This is a genomic window from Pseudomonas imperatae, from assembly GCF_057128625.1.
On the sequence record NZ_JBSKHP010000011.1, the window covers coordinates 105,343 to 124,883 of the forward strand.

Consider the following 19,541-nt stretch of genomic DNA (forward strand, 5'->3'; position numbering starts at 1 on the left):
AGGTCGGCTCCTACCGCGTGCGGGGTAGGAGCCGGCCTTGGCCGCGATGCAAACGGCGCGATCGGCGGGCTGCGCGCCCCCGTAGCAGCTGCCGTAGGCTGCGTCGTAGGGCTAGGCCAACTGGTCAGTGACCCAATCCACCAACGCCCGCACCTTCGGCACTTCCGCCGCATGTTCCTGGTACGCCAGGAAATACGCACCGTTGCTGCGCATCGCGTGTTGCCACGGCACCACCAGTTTGCCTTCGGCCAGGTCGCGTTCCACCAGGTAGCGCGGCACCAGCGCCACGCCGCAGCCCGACAACGCCGCGCTGATGCACATGTAGAAGGTGTCGAAGCGGGGGCCGTGGTAGCTGTTGGCCGAGTGCAGGCCCTGTTCCAGGAACCATTCGTGCCAGGTCTCGGGCCGCGAGGTGCTTTGCAGCAGCACCTGTTGCGACAGCTCCTCGGCGCTGGCCAACTCGCGACCGCCCAGCAGGTCTGGGGCGCACACCGGTACCACTTCTTCGGTGAACAGCTCCATGCAGGTGGCGCCCGGCCAGGTGCCCTGGCCGAAGAAAAATACCACGTCGGCCTTGGCCTGCAGCAGGTTGAAGGGCTCCAGTTCGTTGCGGATGTCCAGGTGGATGTTGGGGTGGCGCTTGCCGAAGCCCTTCAGGTGCGGGATCAGCCAGCCCACGCCGAAGCTGGGCTGGGTGGCCACGGTCAACACTTCGGTTTCCTGGCCGTAGGAGAGGATGTAGCGGCTGGACATGTCCACCTGCACCAGGATCTTGTTCACCTCAGCCAGGTACAGGCTGCCGGCCGGGGTCAGTTGCAGGCGCCGGCGGATGCGCAGGAACAGGTGGTGGCGCAGCATCTCTTCCAACTGGGCCACCTGTTTGCTCACCGCGCTCTGGGTGAGATGCAATTCCTCGGCGGCGCGAGTAAAACTCAGGTGGCGGGCGGCGGCTTCGAAGCACTGCAGGGCGGCCATCGAGGGCACCAGGCGTTTGGACATGTCGATCTCGGCGGGCAAACGGGGGAAACATCATGCCCTGGAGGAATGATGTGCTGAATAAAGGTCGTTTGTTGCGTATCACTATTCGGATTAATACTGATCCCATCGCTTGATTTCAACAACTCATCGCATGCAGGAGAAGAAAATGGTTGATGGACTGCTTCAGAGCCTCGGCGTCGCGGCCAGTGCCTACACCCACGGCAACCATCCCGTTCACACCCCCATCGATGGCAGCCAGATCGCCTCGGTGACCCTGGAAGACAAAACCCAGGTGCTGGCCAAGATCGACGTCGCGCAGCAGGCTTTCCTGGCCTGGCGCAACGTGCCGGCGCCGCGCCGCGGTGAGTTGGTGCGCCTGTTCGGCGAAGTGCTGCGCCAGCACAAGGCCCAGCTTGGTGAGCTGGTGTCCATCGAAGCCGGCAAGATCACCCAGGAAGGCCTGGGCGAAGTGCAGGAGATGATCGACATCTGCGACTTCGCCGTGGGCCTGTCGCGCCAGCTGTACGGCCTGACCATCGCTTCCGAGCGCCCTGGCCACCACATGCGTGAAACCTGGCACCCGCTGGGCGTGGTCGGCGTGATCAGCGCCTTCAACTTCCCGGTGGCGGTGTGGTCGTGGAACACCGCGCTGGCGCTGGTGGCTGGCAACTCGGTGATCTGGAAACCGTCGGAAAAAACCCCGCTTACCGCGCTGGCCTGCCAGGCCCTGTTCGAAAAAGCCCTGAAGCAGTTCGGCGAAGCGCCTGCGGGCCTGTGCCAGCTGGTGATCGGCGACCGCGACGCCGGCGAGGCCCTGGTGGACGACCCGCGCGTGCCGCTGGTCAGCGCCACCGGCAGCACCCGCATGGGCCGCGAAGTGGGCCCGCGCGTGGCCGCCCGCTTTGGCCGCAGCATTCTCGAACTGGGCGGCAACAACGCCATGATCCTGGCCCCCAGCGCCGACCTCGACCTGGCCGTGCGTGGCATCCTCTTCTCTGCCGTGGGCACCGCAGGCCAGCGCTGCACCACCCTGCGCCGGGTGATCGTGCACTCCTCCATCAAGGATGAAGTGGTGGCGCGGGTGAAAGCCGCCTACGCCAAGGTGCGCATCGGCGACCCGCGCAAGGACAACCTGGTCGGCCCGCTGATCGACAAGGCCTCGTTCGACGCCATGCAGGGCGCGCTGGCCAAGGCCCGCGACGAAGGCGGCCAGGTGTTCGGCGGCGAGCGCCAACTGGCGCAGCAATACCCTAACGCCTACTACGTAAGCCCGGCCATTGCCGAAATGCCAGGCCAGAGCGAGGTGGTGCGCCACGAGACCTTCGCGCCGATCCTGTACGTGCTGGCGTATGACGATTTCGAAGAGGCGCTGCGCCTCAACAACGAAGTGCCGCAAGGCCTGTCGTCGTGCATCTTCACCACCGACCTGCGCGAAGCCGAGCGCTTCCAGAGCGCCTCGGGCAGCGACTGCGGCATCGCCAACGTCAACATCGGCACCAGCGGCGCGGAAATTGGCGGGGCGTTTGGCGGCGAGAAGGAAACCGGCGGTGGTCGCGAATCGGGCTCCGATGCCTGGAAAGCCTACATGCGCCGCCAGACCAACACGGTGAACTACTCGCGCGAACTGCCGCTGGCCCAGGGCATCGTGTTCGATTGAGTCCGGCCCCCGTGGCCCCTTTCCTTTGATTTGACCGGGTTCGCGTCATGACTCAATTGCGTCAGGAATGTCTTTGGGAACACCTTACTCCGCCAGCAGCCGCCACCGCGGCCCTGGCGGGCTCGGCCAAGGCCGATGTCTGTGTGATTGGCGGCGGCATCACCGGGCTCAACGCCGCCATCGCCTTGCTGGAGCAAGGCCAGCGGGTGGTGCTGCTTGAGGCGCATCAGGTCGGCCATGGCGGCTCGGGGCGCAATGTGGGGCTGGTCAACGCCGGCACCTGGATACGCCCCGACGACGTCGAAGCCACCCTGGGCCGCGAGCAGGGCAGCCGCTTGAACAAGGTGCTGGGTGAAGCGCCGGCTGCGGTGTTCGCCATGATCGAGCGCCTGGGCATCGACTGCCAGGCGCGCAACGCCGGCACCCTGCACATGGCCCACAACGCCACCGGCGTGGCTGACCTGGAAAGCCGCAACGAGCAGTGGCGCCGCCGCGGTGCCGACGTGGAATTGCTGACCGGCGCGCGCTGCGAAGCGTATTGCGGCACCACGAAAATCGCCGCCGCGCTGCTGGACCGCCGCGCGGGCACCATCAACCCCATGGCCTACACCCAGGGCCTGGCGGCCGCGGTGAAGCGCCTGGGTGGCGCGGTTCACGAACATTCGCCGGTGGAGCAGCTGCAACGCCAGGGCGATGGCTGGCTGGTGAAGACTGCCAAGGGGGAGGTCAGCGCCGCCAAGGTGGTGATCTCCACGGGCGCCTACACCGAGGGCGACTGGACCGACCTCAAGCGCCGCTATTTCCGTGGCTATTACTACCAGGTGGCGTCGAAGCCGCTGGTGGGCGCAGCGGCTGATGCAGTGCTGCGTCACGGCCAGGGCTCGTGGGACACCCGCACGGTGCTCAGCAGCATCCGTCGCGATGCCGATGGCCGCCTGTTGCTGGGCAGCATGGGCAGGGTCGACAACAAGCCCGCCTGGTTCGTGCGGCGCTGGGCCGACCGCATCCAGGGCCATTACTTCCCGGCCTTGGGCAAGGTGGATTGGGAGATGCACTGGACCGGTATCATCGACTTCACCCCTGACCACCTGATGCGCCTGTTCGAACCGGCGCCCGGCGTGGTTTCGGTGACCGGCTACAACGGCCGCGGCAACACCACTGGCACGGTGGTGGGCAAGGCGCTGGCAGACTACCTGCTGAGCGACGACCCTGCGGGGCTGCCGCTGCCGTTCTCGCTGGACAAGCCGGTGACGCGCCCGGCGCTGCGCACCGGGTTCTACGAGACAGGGTTCTCCCTGTACCACGCGGGGCAGTGTTTGCGGGTGGTGTTGTAGCGCGCGGACGTACCACCTGTAGCCGCTGCCGAAGGCTGCGCTGGCCCTTGACCACGCTGAAGATCTCCGGCGTTCATAACGGCCAGCGCAGCCTTCGGCAGCGGCTACAGGTGCTCAGCGTTCCTTCAGGTGCAACCAGTTCAGGAATCCACCCTTGCGGATTTCCGTCGGCTTCTGCAGCAACAACGACTGGCTCTTGCGCTGCCGGTAATGCTGCAGCTTGGTGAACGCCGCCAGCACCTCGCTGCGCTCGCCCATGCAGGCCTTCAGCGCCTGCTTGTCGATGCGGTACAGGATGCAGGTGGTCAGCGAGCGAAACTCCGCCATCGAGGTACCCTCGGACACTAGGTTGTCCTCGCCCAGTATCTCCCCGGGCCCCATGCGCCCCGCCTCGATCATCCTGTCGCCGTCCTTGATGCGCGCCGACACCACCCCGGTGCCAATCACCAGCAGGAATTCGGAGGTAGCGCCGTAAGCCAGGATCAAATGGTCCTCGGGGTATTCTACCGGGCTCATGCTTTCGGCCAGGTGGTCCTTGTCCTCGTTGCTCAGCGAACGGAACACCCGCACCTCTTCGAGCAGGCTGCGCTGCCGCGACCAGGGCCGCTCCGCAGCTTCCAGCGCCCAGCTCACGCCCGAGGCCTGCAGGTGCCGGTGCGCCAGGTCGAACAACAGGTTCTGCGCTTCGGTCTTCTGGTCCATGGAACGTATGAAGCCGCTGGCCTCGTATTCCATGTATTCCAGGGTCGAGGCCTTCACCGCCGCCTTGGGCTTGGGTGAAATCAGCAGCGCCGTGGTGCCTTGCAGGGCCTTTTCCAGCGCGTCCAGCACCTTGCGCGGGCGCACCTGGGCGGGCACGGCGATGCTGATGGACACGCCATGAATATTGCTCGGCCGGCTGAAGTTGAGGATTTTCGCCTTGGCCGCCACCGAGTTGGGGATCACCGCCATGGCGCCGTTGCTGGTCATCAGGTGGGTGGCGCGCCAGTCGATGTCGACCACCTTGCCTTCGGTGCCGTCGATGGCAATCCAGTCATCCACCTGGTAGGGCTTGGTGGTGTTCAGCACGATGCCGGAAAACACGTCGCTGAGGGTACTCTGCAGCGCCAGGCCGACGATGATGGCCATGGCGCCGGAGGTAGCCAGCAGGCCTTTCACCGGCAACTGCATCACGTAGGCTGCGGCGGCGACGATGGCGATCAGGAAGATCACCGCGCCCATCACGTCCTGCAGCAGGCGCCCGGTGTGGCCATTGCGCTGGAACAGCACGGCGCCGAGGATCACCGTCAACAGCCGCGCGGCGAACAGCCACCAGACTATTTCCAGCAGCGTCGCCACCATGTTCAGCGTGGCGTCGTCGGGCCAGGGCGCTGGCGTCAGCGGGCTCATGCCGGTGGAATTGAGCACCCAGCTGAACAGGATGAAGGCGCTGGCGCGGGTGGCCAGGCGAGCCATGCGGTGCTTCTGCGGGATCGAGTGCCACACGGCCAGGTCGATCAATAGCAGCACGGTACCGATGGCCAACGGATGATTACTGATCAATGAGAACATGGCGGCCCCAGGGCGATTCGGCTGTTCTAGTGTGTTCGAGTATCTGCCGCGCCGCCACTGTGGATCTTGAATGAATGGGCTGGTTCTTGCGCCGGGATATGGCTACGATGCTAATCGTTAGCTAGCTATGCAGATTTGCAGGCAATGGCGATATTCCCCCGCGCACTGAGCGACTTTTCCAAGGCGGTCTTCAACCCCTCGACCCCGGCGCTGCAGTTCGCCCTCAAGAACATGCTGGGCGGCGGCCTGGCGCTGTACCTGGCGTTCATCCTGCAGATGCAGCAGCCACAGTGGGCGCTGACCACAGTGTTCATCGTCAACCAGCCACTGAGTGGCATGGTGCTGTCCAAGGGCATCTACCGCCTGCTGGGCACCTTCGTTGGTGCCGTGGTTTCCCTGGGCATGATCGCCGCGTTCGGCCAGGCCTCGCTGATGTTCCTGCTGTGCATGGCGCTGTGGCTGGGCTTCTGCACCGCCGGCGCGTCGCTGTACCGCAACAACGCCTCCTACGGTTTCGTGCTGGCGGGCTACACCACGGCGATCATCGCCTTGCCGTCCACCGCCGCGCCCCTGAACGTGTTCGACCAGGCTCAGGCGCGCTTCTTCGAGATCACCCTGGGCATCCTCTGCGCCTCGCTGGTCAGCACCGTGCTGTGGCCGCGCCGTGTCGAACGGCAACTGGCTGCGCAGGCCCGCGGCGCCTGGCAGGCCGGCATGGCCGCGGCAGCCTCGGAGCTGCTGGGCGTGGACCAGCGCCAAGGCCTGCTGGATGCCCTGGGGCGCATCGTCTCGGTGGACGCCCAGCGCGACCACGCCGCCTTCGAGGGTCCGCTGGGGCGGCTGCGGGCCCAGGCGTTGCGGGTAATGAGCCGGGATTTGCTCAGCCTGTTGCGGGTGGCGCGGGGTGTGGCGCGCTTGCGGCAGATGCTGGATGAAGCGGCAGGCGAACGCCTCGACCCGATGATCCAGGGCGTGGCCCAGGCCCTGGCCGACGGCAGCGAAACAGCCCTCAACCAGCAGGGCGTGGTGCTGGACGAAAGCCTGCTCGACCCCAGCCTCGAACCCCAGGTGCACACCTGCCTGATGCGCCTGACCGTGGTGGTGCGCCTGGCTAGTGTGGCAGTGCAGACCTTGCGCGCCGTCGAGCAAGGTGACCCGGTCAGCAACGCCCCCGGCCCGCTGGCCTGGCACCGCGATGTCGAGCAAGGCGCCATCTCCGGCCTGCGCAGCGCCCTGGCGTTCCTCGCCGTGGCCGCGCTGTGGGTGTTCACCGCCTGGCCGGCGGGCCTGGGCGCGGTGTCCATCTGCGGCGTGGTGCTGAGCCTGTTCGCCGGCCGCGAAGCCCCGGCTGGCGCGGCGCTGAACTTCCTCAAGGGTATCGCCCTATCCGTGCCCGTGGCGGCGTTGGTGGCCTACGGGCTGCTGCCGGGCTGGGAAGGCTTCCCCATGCTGTGCCTGGGCCTGGGCGTGCCGCTGTTCATGGCCTCGCTGTGCCTGAGCCAGCCGAGCATCGCGCCCATCGCCTCGTCGTTCTGTATCTTCTTCGTCAACAACGTCGCCCCCAACAACGTCATGAGCTACGACCTGGAACAGTTCCTCAACAAGGCCCTGGCCACCCTGTTCGGCGTCGGCATCTCGGTGGTGGTGTTCCGCCTGGTCACCCTGGGCCCCGGCCTGCGCCACTACCGGCGCCTGGTGCAGGCGTCGCTCGTCGACCTGTCCCAGCTCACCCAACGCCCGCTGAGCCACGCCGAGGGCTGGTTCGGCGGGCGCATGGCCGACCGCCTGATGCGCCTGGCGCGCTACCGCACCCAACACCCGGACGAACCCAACCTGCACTGGCACGACGGCCTCTACGGCCTGGACCTGGGCGGCGAACTGCTGCACCTGCGCGGCTGCCTGGTGGACGCCACGGGCACCGTCGCGGCGGCGCGTGACCGCTACCTGCGGCAGGTAGCGCGCCTGCTCAAGCAGGGGCCGCCGGCGCCGGCGCGGGTAGCGATGCTGGATGAGCCGAGCGAGCGATTGCTGGCGGTGCTGGAGGTGGATACGCAGTTGACTGATAGGCGCCGGGAGCTGGCGCGGGCGGCGGTGGTGCAGTTGCGGTTTGTTTGGCGGGGGTGGTGCAAGAAGAGCTCCTGAGCTAAGTGCTGCTGGGCCGATATTGCAACGCCTCCGCCACATGCCCCCGCCCAACCTGCTCCACCTCTTCCAGGTCCGCCAAGGTGCGCGCCACCTTCAACAGCCGATGCGCTGCCCGCAGTGACAGCGTCAGCCGCTCGCAGGCGGTTTCCAGCCATTGCTCATCGGCTGTGGATAACTTGCAGTGTTCCTTCAGCCCCGGCAGGTCGAGAAAGGCGTTGGCGCAGCCCTGGCGCCGCAGTTGCCGATCGCGTGCGGCGGCCACGCGTGCGGCGGCGTGGGCGGTGTCATCGCCGGGCTGTGGGGTTGGGTTGAGGGCGGTGGTTTCGCGGGCGACGGTGACGTGCAGGTCGATACGGTCCAGCAAGGGGCCGGAGAGTTTGTTGCGGTAACGGGCGATCTGGTCGGTGCTGCAGCTGCAACGGCTGCTGGGGTCGCCGAGATATCCACAGGGACAGGGGTTCATGGCGGCCACCAGCTGGAAGCGCGCGGGGAAGCGGATCTTGTCGCGGGCGCGGGCGATGACGATTTCGCCAGACTCCAGCGGCTCGCGCAGCACCTCCAGCACCTTGCGGTCGAACTCGGGCAGTTCGTCGAGAAACAGCACACCGTGGTGGGCGAGGGTGATTTCGCCGGGTTGTGGGCGACTACCGCCGCCCACCAGCGCCGCCCCGGAAGCGGAGTGATGGGGATGGCGAAACGGCCGCTGCGGCCAGTGCTTCAACGGCGCCAGGCTGGCCACCGACTGTATCGCCGCAACCTCCAGCGCCTCGCGCTCATCCAGCGGCGGCAGCAGCCCGGGCAAGCGGCTGGCGAGCAGGGTCTTGCCGGTGCCGGGCGGGCCGCTGAACAGCAGGTTGTGCGCCCCGGCTGCGGCTACCAGCAGGGCACGCTTGGCCGCCGGCTGGCCCTGCACTTCGCTGAGGTCGGGGTAGGGGCGGTCCAGCAGTATCAGGCCGTTGGAACTGAAGGGGCTGATGCGTTGCTGCTCGTTGAAATGGCAGACCAGCTCCAGCAGGTTGCTGGCGGCAATGACCACCAGCCCTGACGCCAGGCTGGCCTCCTCGGCATTCTCGCAGGGCACCACCAGCGCCCGCCCGGCCTCGCGGGCAGCGAGCGCGGCAGGCAGCACGCCCTGCACCGGCCGTATCGCCCCCGACAGCGCCAGCTCGCCCAGGCATTCCACATCCTGCAGCGCCGCCGTGGGGAACTGCCCGCTGGCGGCGAGAATGCCCAGGGCGATGGCCAGGTCGTAGCGGCCCCCGTCCTTGGGCAGGTCCGCAGGCGCCAGGTTCTGGGTGATGCGCCGCGCGGGGAAATTCAGGTTCGAGTTGACGATGGCGCTGCGCACCCGGTCCTTGCTCTCCTTGACCGAGGCTTCCGGCAGGCCCACCAGCGTCAGCGAAGGCAGGCCGTTGGCCAGGTGGGTTTCCACCGTGACGGCCGGCGCGCCGACCCCGACCTGGGCGCGACTGTGGACGATGGCTAGGGACATGATTGCTCCGTGCAGGGGTAGGGAAGGACCGCTTCCTTGCGGTGCTTTCAGGGTAGTGGCTGGTGAGGGGAGTGCCAGGGGGGTATTGCGTCGGGGTGTTTCAGATTCTGCTATTCCAGAACGCTCGCTTGCCTCATGCCGTCAAGCGCCGGAATCACATCGTGTGTGAGCCAGCGCCGCAGACCACGGCTCTCGGCAGAGCAGTGGTACAGGAGCAATGCGTAGACGCCCGATCCACTCAGGATCAGGACCTCCCAGGTCCCAGCGGAGCATGTGATTCTTTCGGTTCGATACGCGGCGCCCGCGCAAGGCTATACGGAAAATTCGGAATTTTCCTTCAGCTCAGTGGGCGTGGGAAAGTAAGACCTGCTTCGTTATAGCTGCGGATGGGCGCCAGAAGGGAGGGCGTTGCACCGTAGCCGCTGCCGCCAGGCTGCGCTGGCCCTCATTGCAGACCAACATTTTCAGTGCACGCAATGGCCAGCGCAGCCTGCGGCAGCGGCTACGTGGCGAAGTCAGCGCGGCAAATCACTCATGAACGCCTCCAGCCGTGACCTCAACCACCGCTCCCCCGGGTCCGTATCCATCACGCTCAACCACACCATCGACAGGTCCAGCGTAGGCGTGTCGAACGGCAGCGGCTCGGTGTACAGGTTGCCGTAGCCCACCATCGCGTTCGCCGCGTAGTCGGGGGCGCCGGCGAGCAGGTCGGTGCCGGCCAGCAGGGCGGGCAGGGCGCTGTATTGGGGGACGGAGAGGACGACGTTGCGCTTGCGGCCGATTTCTTCCAGCCACTCGTCCACCACGCCGCTGGTGTTGGCCATGTGCGAGACCAGCACGTGGGGGCGTTCGCAGTATTCGTCGAGGGTCAGGGGGTGGTCGGATTTGTCGGCGCGCAGGATGCGCGGCTGGATGCGCCGCAGTAGCTTGCGCTTGGCGTTGGCCGGCAGGCCGCGGGTCTGGCTGATGCCCACGGTTATTTCGCCGGAGGCGAGCAGGTCGGGCACGCGCCAGTAGTCCACGTGCTGCACCACGAACACCACCTTCGGCGCCTCCTGGCGCAGGGCGCGCAGCAGCGGCGGCAGCAGGCCGAACTCGACGTCGTCCGACAGCCCGATGCGGAAGGTGGAGTTGCTGACGGCGGGGTCGAAGTCGTGGCTCAGGCTGATGGCGATGGACAGCGCGTCCAGGGCCGGCGACAGGTGCCGGGCCAGTTCCTCGGCGCGGGCGGTGGGCTCCATGCGGTGGCCGACACGCACGAACAGCGGGTCGTTGAACATGCTGCGCAGGCGGTTGAGCGCCGAGCTGATGGTGGGCTGGCCGAGGAACAGCTTTTCGGCGACGCGGGTGACGTTGCGCTCGAGCATCAAGGTCTCGAACACCACCATCAGGTTGATGTCGGCCTTGCGCAATTCATTGCGGTTCATCGGCGGCTGCCCCCAGTCCATTCGCATATGGCTGGAGTGTAGAGGTGCGGGTTTGTATGACGCAATGCTACAAACCCACCGCCCCGTAGCAGCGGCCGCAGGCCGCGTCACCGGGCGCGAGCTGAGTGGTTATTCCGCAGGTGGCGCCAGGCGGGCTTCGAGTTCGGCCATCTTCGCTTCCAGCGCTTCAAGGCGCGCGCGGGTGCGGGCCAGCACCACCATCTGGCTGTCGAATTCTTCCCGGCTTACCAGGTCCAGCTTGCTGAAGCCGCTTTGCAGCAGCACCTTGAACTGGCTTTCCAGCTCGGCGCGGGGCTGGCTGGTGTCGCTGCTGAACAGGCGCGAGGCGTGGTCGCCAAGGGCGTCGAGGAAGGCTTTGGGCGCAAGCATGGTGAAATTCCTGAATCTGATGGCCTGGAGTGTAACACGCAGGCGTCTATAGTCAGTGGCGTGGCGGCCGCACGGTTTTTGCGCATCGCCACGTTCGAGTGCGCACCAGGATAGGGCGCAACCGTTGATCAGATGTGGGGCGAGGGCGACAAGCAAGGGGAAACACGCCGAATTTGTTGGGTTGCACGGACATGGCAAGCTTTCTGCTTACACAGCATTGACCCATGCACTGATGCAGTCGATGTGACGAATGCAGTGCGCAGGCGGAGCGGGATGTGTTTCGTCAGGAGCGGTACTGGTGGTTGGTCTGGGGATGTGGGACCGACGACGCGTTACAAAGCCAGGCACTGCGCTTAGACTTGAGCTGGGTTTGTTTTCCTGGGGCAAGTCCACTAATTCGGGAGAGAGTTTCATGAAGCTAGTCACTGCCATCATCAAGCCGTTCAAATTGGACGACGTCCGCGAGTCGCTGTCTGAAATCGGCGTGCAGGGCATTACCGTAACCGAGGTGAAAGGCTTCGGGCGCCAGAAGGGTCACACCGAGCTGTATCGCGGCGCGGAATACGTGGTCGACTTTTTGCCCAAGGTGAAGATCGATGTCGCCATTGACGACAAGGATCTGGACCGGGTGATCGAGGCGATCACCAAGGCTGCCAACACCGGCAAGATCGGCGACGGCAAGATTTTCGTGGTCAATCTGGAACAGGCCATTCGCATCCGTACCGGCGAAACCGATACCGACGCGATCTAAGCCGCCCCAAACCCAACGCCCCAGGAGAAAACAATATGACTCTGCGTCAATTCGCAGGGCTAGGAGCCCTGTTGTCCCTCGTAATACCCGGCATGGCCCTGGCGGCTGATCCGGTCCCGGCACCGGTGCTCAATTCGGGCGATACCGCGTGGATGCTGACGTCCACCGCCCTGGTGCTGTTCATGACCATTCCTGGCCTGGCGTTGTTCTACGGCGGCATGGTTCGTTCGAAAAACATTCTTTCCGTGATGATGCAGTGCTTCGCCATTACCGGCCTGGTCAGCATTCTGTGGACCATTTATGGCTACAGCCTGGCGTTCGATACCACCGGTATGGAAGCTGGCGTCGTCAACTACAACTCCTTCTTCGGCAGCATGGCCAAGGCGTTCCTGGCGGGTATCACCCCGGCCAGCATCACCGGCCCTGCGGCGCTGATTCCGGAAGCGGTGTTCGTCACCTTCCAGATGACCTTCGCCATCATCACCCCGGCGCTGATCGTGGGTGCCTTCGCCGAGCGCATGAAATTCTCGGCTATGCTGGTGTTCATGGGCATCTGGTTCACCCTGGTGTACGCACCGATCGCGCACATGGTCTGGTCCGGTCCGGGCTCGCTGCTGGGTGACTGGGGCGTGCTGGACTTTGCCGGTGGTACCGTGGTGCACATCAACGCCGGTATCGCAGGCCTGGTGGCGTGCCTGGTGCTGGGCAAGCGCAAAGGCTTCCCGACCACCCCGATGGCCCCGCACAACCTGGGCTACACCCTGATGGGCGCAGCGATGCTGTGGGTAGGCTGGTTCGGCTTCAACGCCGGTTCCGCCGCCGCTGCCAACGGCACCGCCGGCATGGCCATGCTGGTCACCCAGATCGCCACCGCTGCCGCCGCACTGGGCTGGATGTTCGCCGAGTGGATCACCCACGGCAAACCTAGCGCCCTGGGTATCGCTTCGGGCGTGGTTGCCGGCCTGGTAGCCATCACCCCGGCTGCCGGTACCGTGGGCCCGATGGGCGCCCTGGTCATTGGCCTGGCGGCTGGCGTGGTGTGCTTCTTCTGCGCCACCACCCTGAAACGCAAGCTGGGCTACGACGACTCCCTGGACGCCTTCGGCGTGCACGGTATCGGCGGTATCCTCGGCGCTATCCTGACCGGCGTGTTCGCAGCCCCGTCGCTGGGCGGCTTCGGCACCGTGACCGACATCGCTGCCCAAGTCTGGATTCAGTGCAAGGGCGTGGCGTTCACCATCGTCTACACCGCCGTGGTGACCTACGTCATCCTCAAGGTGCTGGACGTGGTCATGGGCCTGCGCGTCAACGACGAAGAAGAGTCGGTTGGCCTGGACCTGGCGCAACACAACGAGCGCGGCTACAACCTGTAACCGCCTGCGAAAAAATGCCCGGCTTGCCGGGCATTTTTTTGCCTGCGATTTGTCATTTGTCCAGGGCGCAAACGGTTTCTGCCAGCCAAGTTCCAGCAACCGTGCCATGTAGGCGAAAGGCTTACAGGCAATGATGAATTTAGCCCCTTTGCTTTTTCCCAGAGCGCGCTAGAATGCGCCCCGAACGTGTGGAGAATGGTATGTGGCAGCAACGGTTGATCACCTTGAAGCCAAGGCCGCGCGGCTTTCACCTGGTAACGGATGAGCTGCTGCACGACTGGCCAGAGTTGCGTGCATGCCGTATCGGCCTGCTGCACCTGCTGCTGCAACATACGTCGGCGTCGTTGACCATCAACGAGAACGCCGACCCTGCGGTTCGGCGTGATTTCGAGCGTTTCTTCAACCGCCTGGTGCCCCAGGGCGACGGCGGCTATGAACACAACGACGAAGGCGCGGATGACCTGCCGGCACACTTCAAGGCCAGTTTGCTAGGCTGTCAACTGACGTTGCCGGTGTGGGACGGGCGGCTGGCGCTGGGTACCTGGCAGGGTGTGTATTTGGGTGAGCACCGTGATCATGGCGGAGCTCGCAGGGTGCTCGCCACGTTGCAGGGCGAGGCCAAATGACCGTCGGCAAACCGACGGATATGAATTTTTCCTGGCAGCCATCGACAGACGGTCAGGCTGCGCTATAAATAATCTGCTTTTCGCAAGTCATGAGGTAGAACATGAGCGACGATGATCTGGAAAACGACGAACTCGAAGTAGGTGACGAGGACGATACCGAGGAAGGCCTGGAAGCGGCAGCTGAAGACGTTGCCGACGACAGTGGCGACGATACCCCCGCGCCCTCGGCCAAAGGCAAATCCAAGGCTGCAGTGTCGGTAGACGAACTGCCTAGCATTGAAGCCAAGAACAAGGAGCGTGATGCCCTTGCCCGCGCCATGGAAGAATTCCTGGCTCGTGGTGGCAAGGTGCAGGAAGTCGAGGCCAACGTGGTCGCCGACCCGCCCAAGAAGCCGGACAACAAATACGGCAGCCGCCCTATCTGAGTCCCTGCTTGCGTGAAAAAAGCCCGCCGTCGCTGCGGGCTTTTTCATGCCTGGGCGTTGGTTATTTCCAGCGTGCGAGGATTTGCGGGATTTCCAGCAGGCTGCGCACTTCGGCGTCCGGCTTGTGGTCCGCCTCCCACGCCTTGCCCTGCGGGTTGAACCAGATGGCCCGGAAGCCGGCCTGCTGGGCGCCGAAAATGTCGTCGCCGGGGTGGTCACCCACATGCACCGCGGCACTGGCCGCTACGCCACCGGCGCGCTTGAGCGCCTCGTTGAACAGCGCCGGGTCTGGCTTGCCGATGCCCAGGTCCTCGGCGCACAGGGCAAAGCCGAAGCGGTCGGCCAGGCCCAGTCGGCGCACGTCGGCGTTGCCGTTGGTGACCACGCCCAGGGTGTAGTGCTGGCCCAGTTGTTCCAGTGCCGGTAGCACTTCGGGGAACACCTCGATCTGGTGACGGGCGTGTAGGAATACCTCGAAGCTCTTTTCTGCAAGCGGCACGGCTTCGGCCTCCGGGTAGCCGGCTTCGCGCAGGGCGTGCAGCAGCACCAGGCGGCGCAGCGCACTGATGCGGTGCTTCAGGCCAGGTTCGGCATCCACCAGGCGCTGGCGAATGGCGAACAGATGCTCGACTTCCACGCCGCCCAATTTCGGTGCGTGCCTGGCCAGCCAATCGCGCAGCACCGCTTCGGCGCTGACGATGACGGGCGCGGTGTCCCACAGGGTGTCGTCGAGGTCGAAGGTGATCAGCTCGATGCTCATGTGTCACTGTCCTTGCTGCGTTTGGCCCGTGGGTGGGCGCTGTCGTAGACCGTGGCCAGGTGCTGGAAGTCCAGGTGGGTGTAGATCTGCGTGGTGGCGATGTCGGCGTGGCCGAGCATTTCCTGCACCGCGCGCAGGTCCTGGGACGACTCCAGCAAGTGGCTGGCGAAAGAGTGCCGCAGCATGTGCGGGTGCAGGTTCTGGCCCAGCTCGCGCTCGCCGGCCGCCTTGACCCGCAGCTGGATGGCCCGTGGGCCCAGGCGCCGGCCCTGCTGGCTGACGAACACGGCGTCGTCGGCGGGGTTGCTCAGGCCGCGCAGGGGCAGCCACTGCTGCAGTGCCTCGCGCGCCTTGCGGCCCACTGGCAGCACGCGGGTCTTGCTGCCCTTGCCGTGCACCTGCACCAGGCCGTCGGCCAGGTCCAGCTGCTCGAGGTTCAGACTGGTCAGCTCCGACAGGCGCAGGCCCGAGGAATAGAACAGCTCCAGCATGGCCTGGTCGCGGTGGGCGAGAAAATCGTCCTCCACGGCGCCTTCCAGCAACTGCAGGGCGCGGTCGGTGTCGAGGGTGCGCGGCAGGCGCCGCTCGCCCTTGGGTGGCGACAGGCCGTTGGCCGGGTCGTGGCTGCAGATACCTTCGCGGTTGAGGTAGCGGTACAGGCCGCGCACCGCTGATAGCAGGCGCGCCAGGCTGCGCGAGGATTGCCCTTGCTGGTGCAGGCGGGCGACCAGGCGGCGCAGCTGCTGGATGTCGAGGGCGTTCCAGCTGGCCAGCTGCTCTTTTTCACAGAACGCCAGCACCTTGTCCAGGTCGCGCCGGTAGGCTTGCAGGGTGTGGTCGGACACTTGCCGCTCACTGCGCAGGTGCGCGCAGTAAGCGTCCAGGTGCGCCTGCATGGTCAGCGTACCGAGCGCAGGCTGCCGGTGAAGCGCGGCAACACGCGGCCCAGCACCTCGGCGATGTAGCTCAGGAACAGCGTGCCCACCGAGCTCTTGTAGTGCTGCGGGTCGCGGCTGCCGATAGCCAGCACGCCGTGCAGGCCCTGGTGGGTCAGCGCGACCACGGCGGTGGAGCCGACCTGCTTGCGCTGTTCCTCGCCGAACAGGAAGTCCAGCTCATGGTCGCGCAGGCTGCCGCTGACGGTCTTGCCGCCCGACAGCAGCGCGCCGATGGCCTGGTGCGCCTCGCTGCTGCTGACCCAGCGGCCCACCGGGGTGGCGATCTCGCTGAACAGGATGAGGCTGACGAAGGGCACCTGGAATTCCTGGCGCAGGCTGTCTTCCACGGCGATGACCACTTCTTCCAGGCTGGCGGCATCGAGGATGTCGAGGATCAGCCGGCGGGTCTTGTCGAACAGGCGGTCGTTGTCGCGGGCCACGTCCATGAGCTGCGACAGGCGGTGGCGCATCTCGATGTTGCGCTCGCGCAGCAGCTTCATCTGCCGCTCCACCAGCGACACGGTGTCGCCGCGCTGGTGCGGCAGGCGCAGGCTGATAAGCAGTTCCTCGCGTTCCACGAAGAACTCCGGGTTGGCTTGCAGGAACGCCGCGACCGCGTCAGCCCCGGGGGCCGGCGCCGTGCTGTCCTCAACGTTATCAAGGGGCTGTGGTGCAGGTGCCTGGGGCTTCTTGGTCATGGTCGTGGCTCGCTCATAGACGCACTTGTCCTTCGTAGACGCGCACCGCAGGACCGGTCATCAGCACGGGTTGGCCGGGGCCCGCCCATTCGATGGACAGGCGCCCGCCGGGCAGGTCGATCAACAGCGGTGAATCCATCCAGCCCTGGCTGATGGCGGCGACCGCGGCGGCGCAGGCGCCGGTACCGCAGGCCTGGGTTTCCCCGGCGCCGCGTTCCCAGACGCGCAGTTGCGCGCGCTGACGGTCGATCACGTGCAGGAAGCCGACGTTGACCCGCGCCGGGAAGCGCGGATGGTGTTCGATTTTCGGGCCCAGCTGGTGCACCGGCGCGGCGTTGATGTCGTCGACCTTCAGCACCGCATGGGGGTTGCCCATGGAGACTGCAGCCAGGTTCACCACCTGGCCGTCGACTTCGACGTCGTAGTTCTTCGCCTGGGCGTCGGCCACGAACGGGATGTCGGCGGGCACCAGGCGTGGCGGGCCCATGTCGACGCTGATCTGGCCGTCGTTACGGATATCCAGCTCGATGATGCCGCTCTTGGTTTCCACGCGAATGCGCTTCTTGGCGGTCAGGCGCTTGTCCAGCACGAAGCGGGCGAAGCAGCGCGCGCCGTTGCCGCACTGTTCCACTTCCGAACCGTCGGAGTTGAAGATGCGGTAGCGGAAGTCGACGTCCGGGTTGCTCGGCGCCTCCACCAACAGCAGTTGGTCGAAGCCGACGCCGGTGTGGCGGTCGCCCCATTGTTTGGCGTGCTTGGGCAGGATATGAGCGTGTTGGCTGACCAGGTCGAGGACCATGAAGTCATTGCCTAGCCCATGCATCTTGGTAAAACGAAGCAGCATGGGTTTACTCCGGCAACAGGCTTTCGCCCGCGAACAGTTCGGCGACCGTTTCACGGCGGCGCACTTCAAACGCCTGGTCGGCATCGACCAGCACTTCAGCGGCACGGCCGCGGGTGTTGTAGTTCGAGCTCATGACGAAACCATACGCCCCGGCCGAACGCACGGCCAGCAGGTCACCTTCGGCAAGGGCCAGCTGGCGCGCCTTGGCCAGGAAGTCGCCGGTCTCGCAGATCGGTCCGACGATGTCATAGCTGCGGCCTTCACCTTCGCGCGGCTGCACGGCGCTGACGTCCATCCAGGCCTGGTACAGGGCCGGGCGGATCAGGTCGTTCATGGCCGCATCGACGATGGCGAAGTCCTTGTGGTCGGTGTGCTTGAGGTACTCGACCCTGGTCAGCAGCACGCCGGCATTGGCGACGATGTAGCGGCCCGGCTCGAACACCAGCGCCAGGTCGCGGCCTTGCAGGCGCTCGCGCACGGCCTTGATGTAGTCGCCGGCCAGCGGTGGTTGCTCGTCCTGGTAACGCACGCCCAGGCCACCGCCCAGGTCGATGTGTTGCAGGAAGATGCCGCAGTCGCCCAGGCGGTCGACCAGGCCCAGCAGGCGGTCGAGGGCGTCGAGGAAGGGTTCCAGGCTGGTGAGCTGCGAGCCGATGTGGCAATCGACGCCGATCACTTCCAGGTTCGGCAGCTGGGCTGCGCGAACGTAGACGTCTTCGGCGGCGACGATGTCGATGCCAAACTTGTTTTCCGCAAGGCCGGTGGAGATGTACGGGTGGGTGCCGGCGTCGACGTCGGGGTTCACCCGCAGCGACACCGGGGCGCGCACGCCCAGCTCGGCGGCTACTTGTTGCAGGCGCTCCAGTTCGTCGGTGGACTCGACGTTGAAGCAGTGCACGCCGACTTCCAGGGCGCGGCGCATGTCTTCGCGGGTCTTGCCGACGCCGGAAAACACCACGCGGTCGGCACGGCCGCCAGCGGCCAGGACGCGTTCCAGCTCACCGCCCGAGACAATGTCGAAGCCTGCGCCCAGGCGGGCCAGCAGGTTCAGCACGCCGAGGTTGGAGTTGGCCTTGACCGCGAAGCAGACCAGGTGCGACATGCCGGCTAGGGCGTCGGCATAGGCCCGGTACTGCTGTTCGATGTGCGCACGGGAATAGACATAGGTTGGCGTGCCGAAACGCTCGGCAATGGAAGCCAACGACACGCCTTCCGCGAACAGCTCACCGCCGCGGTAGTTGAAAGCGTCCATGGTCTTCCCTTACATCATGTGTTTGTGCGATTTCGACGAGCCGTCCTGTTGCACGGTGGATTTTTGGCCGTCCGGCAGGAACAGCGGGCCTTTCTGGCCGCAGGCGGACAGCAGGCAGGCAGCCGCGACCAGCGCGGCAAGGGCGGAAATCAGGCGCTTCATGGCGAAATCCTTTGTAAAAGCATTAATTGCGCCCGAGTATACCGGCCACCCGACGCCTTGCCTATTGATGCCCGGTCGCCGCGCCCGAGGGGGTAACTGGTCGTAATAACTTTGCAATCAGCGCGCGCTGCTCGTATCTTCCCGCGCTTGCAGTGTGATTGGACACTTACGAGGTTCCCGCAATGAGTTTGACCGAAGCGCGCTTTCATGACCTGGTCGATGCCACGCAACAGGCATTGGAAGAACTGTTCGAAGACCACGCCGACGACGTCGAGATTTCGTCCGGCCTGATGACCATCAAGTTCGACAACGGCAGCCAGCTGATCATCAGCCGCCAGGAACCCCTGCGCCAGCTGTGGCTGGCCGCGCGTTCGGGTGGCTACCACTTCGACTACGACGAAGAGATGGGCAAGTGGGTATGCGAGAAGTCCGAAGAGCTGCTGGGCGAGATCCTCACCCGCGCCACCTGGGAACAGGCCGGCGTGAAGCTGGACTTCGAAGAGATCTGAGCGTGACCACCCAAGCGCCAGCGCCCCGTGCGCCCAAGCCCCTGTTCAGCAACGTCAGCCCGGCGGTGCCGTCACCCTGCATCAGCCTGTGCCGGCTCGATGAGCAGAAGGTCTGCAAGGGCTGTTTCCGCCACGTGGAAGACATCCGCGAATGGCGTTCGGCCGACGACGCCCGTCGCCGGCAGATCTGCGACCAGGCCGCCGAGCGCCGCGCCGGCACGGCCTGAGG

20 protein-coding genes are annotated in these 19,541 nt (G+C 65.6%); 9 read left to right on the forward strand and 11 right to left on the reverse strand.

The genetic code is table 11. The features are described 5' to 3' along the window. Window positions 1-111 precede the first annotated feature (111 nt). The gene (gcvA, locus tag ACWKWX_RS15705; RefSeq protein ID WP_416421851.1) at window positions 112-999 is read right to left on the reverse strand and encodes a transcriptional regulator GcvA; all 888 of its coding nucleotides are present in this window, start codon (window positions 997-999) and stop codon (window positions 112-114) included. A gap of 145 nt (window positions 1,000-1,144) precedes the next feature. On the opposite strand from gcvA, the gene amaB reads away from it, so the two are divergent. Together amaB and amaA are read left to right on the forward strand one after the other, a co-directional pair. Next, window positions 1,145-2,635 (forward strand): L-piperidine-6-carboxylate dehydrogenase, encoded by a 1,491-nt coding sequence (gene amaB, locus ACWKWX_RS15710; RefSeq protein ID WP_416421852.1) that lies wholly within the window; start codon window positions 1,145-1,147, stop codon window positions 2,633-2,635. A 47-nt stretch (window positions 2,636-2,682) separates the two neighbouring features. Next, the gene (amaA, locus tag ACWKWX_RS15715; protein WP_483828253.1) at window positions 2,683-3,969 is read left to right on the forward strand and encodes an L-pipecolate oxidase; all 1,287 of its coding nucleotides are present in this window, start codon (window positions 2,683-2,685) and stop codon (window positions 3,967-3,969) included. Window positions 3,970-4,083: 114 nt separating this feature from the next. On the opposite strand, the gene ACWKWX_RS15720 is transcribed toward amaA, so the two are convergent. Further along, window positions 4,084-5,520 carry a mechanosensitive ion channel family protein gene (locus tag ACWKWX_RS15720; protein ID WP_483828254.1) on the reverse strand — a complete coding sequence of 479 codons (1,437 nt, stop codon included), beginning with the start codon at window positions 5,518-5,520 and terminating at the stop codon, window positions 4,084-4,086. A gap of 144 nt (window positions 5,521-5,664) precedes the next feature. On the opposite strand from ACWKWX_RS15720, the gene ACWKWX_RS15725 reads away from it, so the two are divergent. Next, window positions 5,665-7,662: an FUSC family protein gene (locus ACWKWX_RS15725; protein WP_483828255.1), complete on the forward strand. Its 1,998-nt coding sequence runs from the start codon at window positions 5,665-5,667 to the stop codon at window positions 7,660-7,662. 1 nt (window position 7,663) lies between these two features. On the opposite strand, the gene ACWKWX_RS15730 is transcribed toward ACWKWX_RS15725, so the two are convergent. The 3 genes from ACWKWX_RS15730 to ACWKWX_RS15740 form a co-directional block, all read right to left on the reverse strand. Further along, window positions 7,664-9,157, reverse strand: a complete 1,494-nt coding sequence (locus ACWKWX_RS15730) for a YifB family Mg chelatase-like AAA ATPase (protein ID WP_483828256.1) — start codon at window positions 9,155-9,157, stop codon at window positions 7,664-7,666. Between the two features lie 515 nt (window positions 9,158-9,672). Then, entirely contained in the window at window positions 9,673-10,584 is a 912-nt protein-coding gene (locus tag ACWKWX_RS15735; RefSeq protein WP_416421862.1) for a LysR family transcriptional regulator, read from the reverse strand. Between the two features lie 129 nt (window positions 10,585-10,713). Continuing rightward, entirely contained in the window at window positions 10,714-10,974 is a 261-nt protein-coding gene (locus ACWKWX_RS15740; RefSeq protein ID WP_416421863.1) for an accessory factor UbiK family protein, read from the reverse strand. 412 nt (window positions 10,975-11,386) lie between these two features. Between ACWKWX_RS15740 and glnK the strand changes: the two genes are divergently transcribed. The 4 genes from glnK (at window position 11,387) to sutA (ending at window position 14,149) form a co-directional block, all read left to right on the forward strand. Continuing rightward, window positions 11,387-11,725 carry a P-II family nitrogen regulator gene (glnK, locus tag ACWKWX_RS15745; protein WP_002555808.1) on the forward strand — a complete coding sequence of 113 codons (339 nt, stop codon included), beginning with the start codon at window positions 11,387-11,389 and terminating at the stop codon, window positions 11,723-11,725. Between the two features lie 35 nt (window positions 11,726-11,760). Further along, complete coding sequence (locus ACWKWX_RS15750) at window positions 11,761-13,098, forward strand: ammonium transporter (protein ID WP_416421864.1); 1,338 nt, start codon at window positions 11,761-11,763, stop codon at window positions 13,096-13,098. A 200-nt stretch (window positions 13,099-13,298) separates the two neighbouring features. Beyond that, window positions 13,299-13,724 carry a secondary thiamine-phosphate synthase enzyme YjbQ gene (locus tag ACWKWX_RS15755; protein WP_483828301.1) on the forward strand — a complete coding sequence of 142 codons (426 nt, stop codon included), beginning with the start codon at window positions 13,299-13,301 and terminating at the stop codon, window positions 13,722-13,724. A gap of 101 nt (window positions 13,725-13,825) precedes the next feature. After that, window positions 13,826-14,149 (forward strand): transcriptional regulator SutA, encoded by a 324-nt coding sequence (gene sutA, locus ACWKWX_RS15760; protein ID WP_416421866.1) that lies wholly within the window; start codon window positions 13,826-13,828, stop codon window positions 14,147-14,149. A 61-nt stretch (window positions 14,150-14,210) separates the two neighbouring features. Here sutA and ACWKWX_RS15765 read toward each other — a convergent pair whose 3' ends face one another. The 6 genes from ACWKWX_RS15765 to lptM are packed head-to-tail and all read right to left on the reverse strand — an operon-like array spanning window position 14,211 to window position 18,803. Further along, a complete protein-coding gene (locus ACWKWX_RS15765; protein ID WP_416421867.1) occupies window positions 14,211-14,909 on the reverse strand; it encodes an HAD family hydrolase in 699 nt (232 codons plus the stop codon). Beyond that, window positions 14,906-15,805 (reverse strand): tyrosine recombinase XerC, encoded by a 900-nt coding sequence (gene xerC, locus ACWKWX_RS15770; protein ID WP_416421868.1) that lies wholly within the window; start codon window positions 15,803-15,805, stop codon window positions 14,906-14,908. Before xerC ends, ACWKWX_RS15765 begins: the two co-directional genes overlap by 4 nt. Window positions 15,806-15,807: 2 nt before the next feature. After that, window positions 15,808-16,545 (reverse strand): DUF484 family protein, encoded by a 738-nt coding sequence (locus ACWKWX_RS15775; RefSeq protein ID WP_473005067.1) that lies wholly within the window; start codon window positions 16,543-16,545, stop codon window positions 15,808-15,810. A 13-nt stretch (window positions 16,546-16,558) separates the two neighbouring features. Further along, window positions 16,559-17,389 (reverse strand): diaminopimelate epimerase, encoded by an 831-nt coding sequence (gene dapF, locus ACWKWX_RS15780; protein WP_473005068.1) that lies wholly within the window; start codon window positions 17,387-17,389, stop codon window positions 16,559-16,561. Between the two features lie 4 nt (window positions 17,390-17,393). Next, window positions 17,394-18,641: a diaminopimelate decarboxylase gene (gene lysA, locus ACWKWX_RS15785; protein ID WP_416421871.1), complete on the reverse strand. Its 1,248-nt coding sequence runs from the start codon at window positions 18,639-18,641 to the stop codon at window positions 17,394-17,396. Between the two features lie 9 nt (window positions 18,642-18,650). Next, window positions 18,651-18,803 carry an LPS translocon maturation chaperone LptM gene (gene lptM, locus ACWKWX_RS15790; RefSeq protein WP_416421872.1) on the reverse strand — a complete coding sequence of 51 codons (153 nt, stop codon included), beginning with the start codon at window positions 18,801-18,803 and terminating at the stop codon, window positions 18,651-18,653. A gap of 182 nt (window positions 18,804-18,985) precedes the next feature. Between lptM and cyaY the strand changes: the two genes are divergently transcribed. Continuing rightward, a complete protein-coding gene (gene cyaY, locus ACWKWX_RS15795; protein ID WP_416421873.1) occupies window positions 18,986-19,312 on the forward strand; it encodes an iron donor protein CyaY in 327 nt (108 codons plus the stop codon). Window positions 19,313-19,314: 2 nt separating this feature from the next. After that, on the forward strand, window positions 19,315-19,539 hold the full coding sequence (locus tag ACWKWX_RS15800; RefSeq protein ID WP_416421874.1) for a DUF1289 domain-containing protein: 225 nt from the start codon (window positions 19,315-19,317) through the stop codon (window positions 19,537-19,539). Window positions 19,540-19,541 lie beyond the last annotated feature (2 nt).

Coding starts and splice junctions, on each gene's coding strand:
- ACWKWX_RS15755 (WP_483828301.1), top strand. CDS start 13,299: ATGTGGCAGCAACGGTTGATCACCTTGAAGCCAAGGCCGCGCGGCTTT.
- ACWKWX_RS15765 (WP_416421867.1), bottom strand. CDS start 14,909: ATGAGCATCGAGCTGATCACCTTCGACCTCGACGACACCCTGTGGGAC.
- ACWKWX_RS15735 (WP_416421862.1), bottom strand. CDS start 10,584: ATGAACCGCAATGAATTGCGCAAGGCCGACATCAACCTGATGGTGGTG.
- ACWKWX_RS15775 (WP_473005067.1), bottom strand. CDS start 16,545: ATGACCAAGAAGCCCCAGGCACCTGCACCACAGCCCCTTGATAACGTT.
- sutA (WP_416421866.1), top strand. CDS start 13,826: ATGAGCGACGATGATCTGGAAAACGACGAACTCGAAGTAGGTGACGAG.
- glnK (WP_002555808.1), top strand. CDS start 11,387: ATGAAGCTAGTCACTGCCATCATCAAGCCGTTCAAATTGGACGACGTC.
- lptM (WP_416421872.1), bottom strand. CDS start 18,803: ATGAAGCGCCTGATTTCCGCCCTTGCCGCGCTGGTCGCGGCTGCCTGC.
- ACWKWX_RS15720 (WP_483828254.1), bottom strand. CDS start 5,520: ATGTTCTCATTGATCAGTAATCATCCGTTGGCCATCGGTACCGTGCTG.
- ACWKWX_RS15740 (WP_416421863.1), bottom strand. CDS start 10,974: ATGCTTGCGCCCAAAGCCTTCCTCGACGCCCTTGGCGACCACGCCTCG.
- gcvA (WP_416421851.1), bottom strand. CDS start 999: ATGTCCAAACGCCTGGTGCCCTCGATGGCCGCCCTGCAGTGCTTCGAA.
- ACWKWX_RS15730 (WP_483828256.1), bottom strand. CDS start 9,157: ATGTCCCTAGCCATCGTCCACAGTCGCGCCCAGGTCGGGGTCGGCGCG.
- amaA (WP_483828253.1), top strand. CDS start 2,683: ATGACTCAATTGCGTCAGGAATGTCTTTGGGAACACCTTACTCCGCCA.
- xerC (WP_416421868.1), bottom strand. CDS start 15,805: ATGCAGGCGCACCTGGACGCTTACTGCGCGCACCTGCGCAGTGAGCGG.
- dapF (WP_473005068.1), bottom strand. CDS start 17,389: ATGCTGCTTCGTTTTACCAAGATGCATGGGCTAGGCAATGACTTCATG.
- amaB (WP_416421852.1), top strand. CDS start 1,145: ATGGTTGATGGACTGCTTCAGAGCCTCGGCGTCGCGGCCAGTGCCTAC.
- ACWKWX_RS15725 (WP_483828255.1), top strand. CDS start 5,665: ATGGCGATATTCCCCCGCGCACTGAGCGACTTTTCCAAGGCGGTCTTC.
- ACWKWX_RS15750 (WP_416421864.1), top strand. CDS start 11,761: ATGACTCTGCGTCAATTCGCAGGGCTAGGAGCCCTGTTGTCCCTCGTA.
- lysA (WP_416421871.1), bottom strand. CDS start 18,641: ATGGACGCTTTCAACTACCGCGGCGGTGAGCTGTTCGCGGAAGGCGTG.
- cyaY (WP_416421873.1), top strand. CDS start 18,986: ATGAGTTTGACCGAAGCGCGCTTTCATGACCTGGTCGATGCCACGCAA.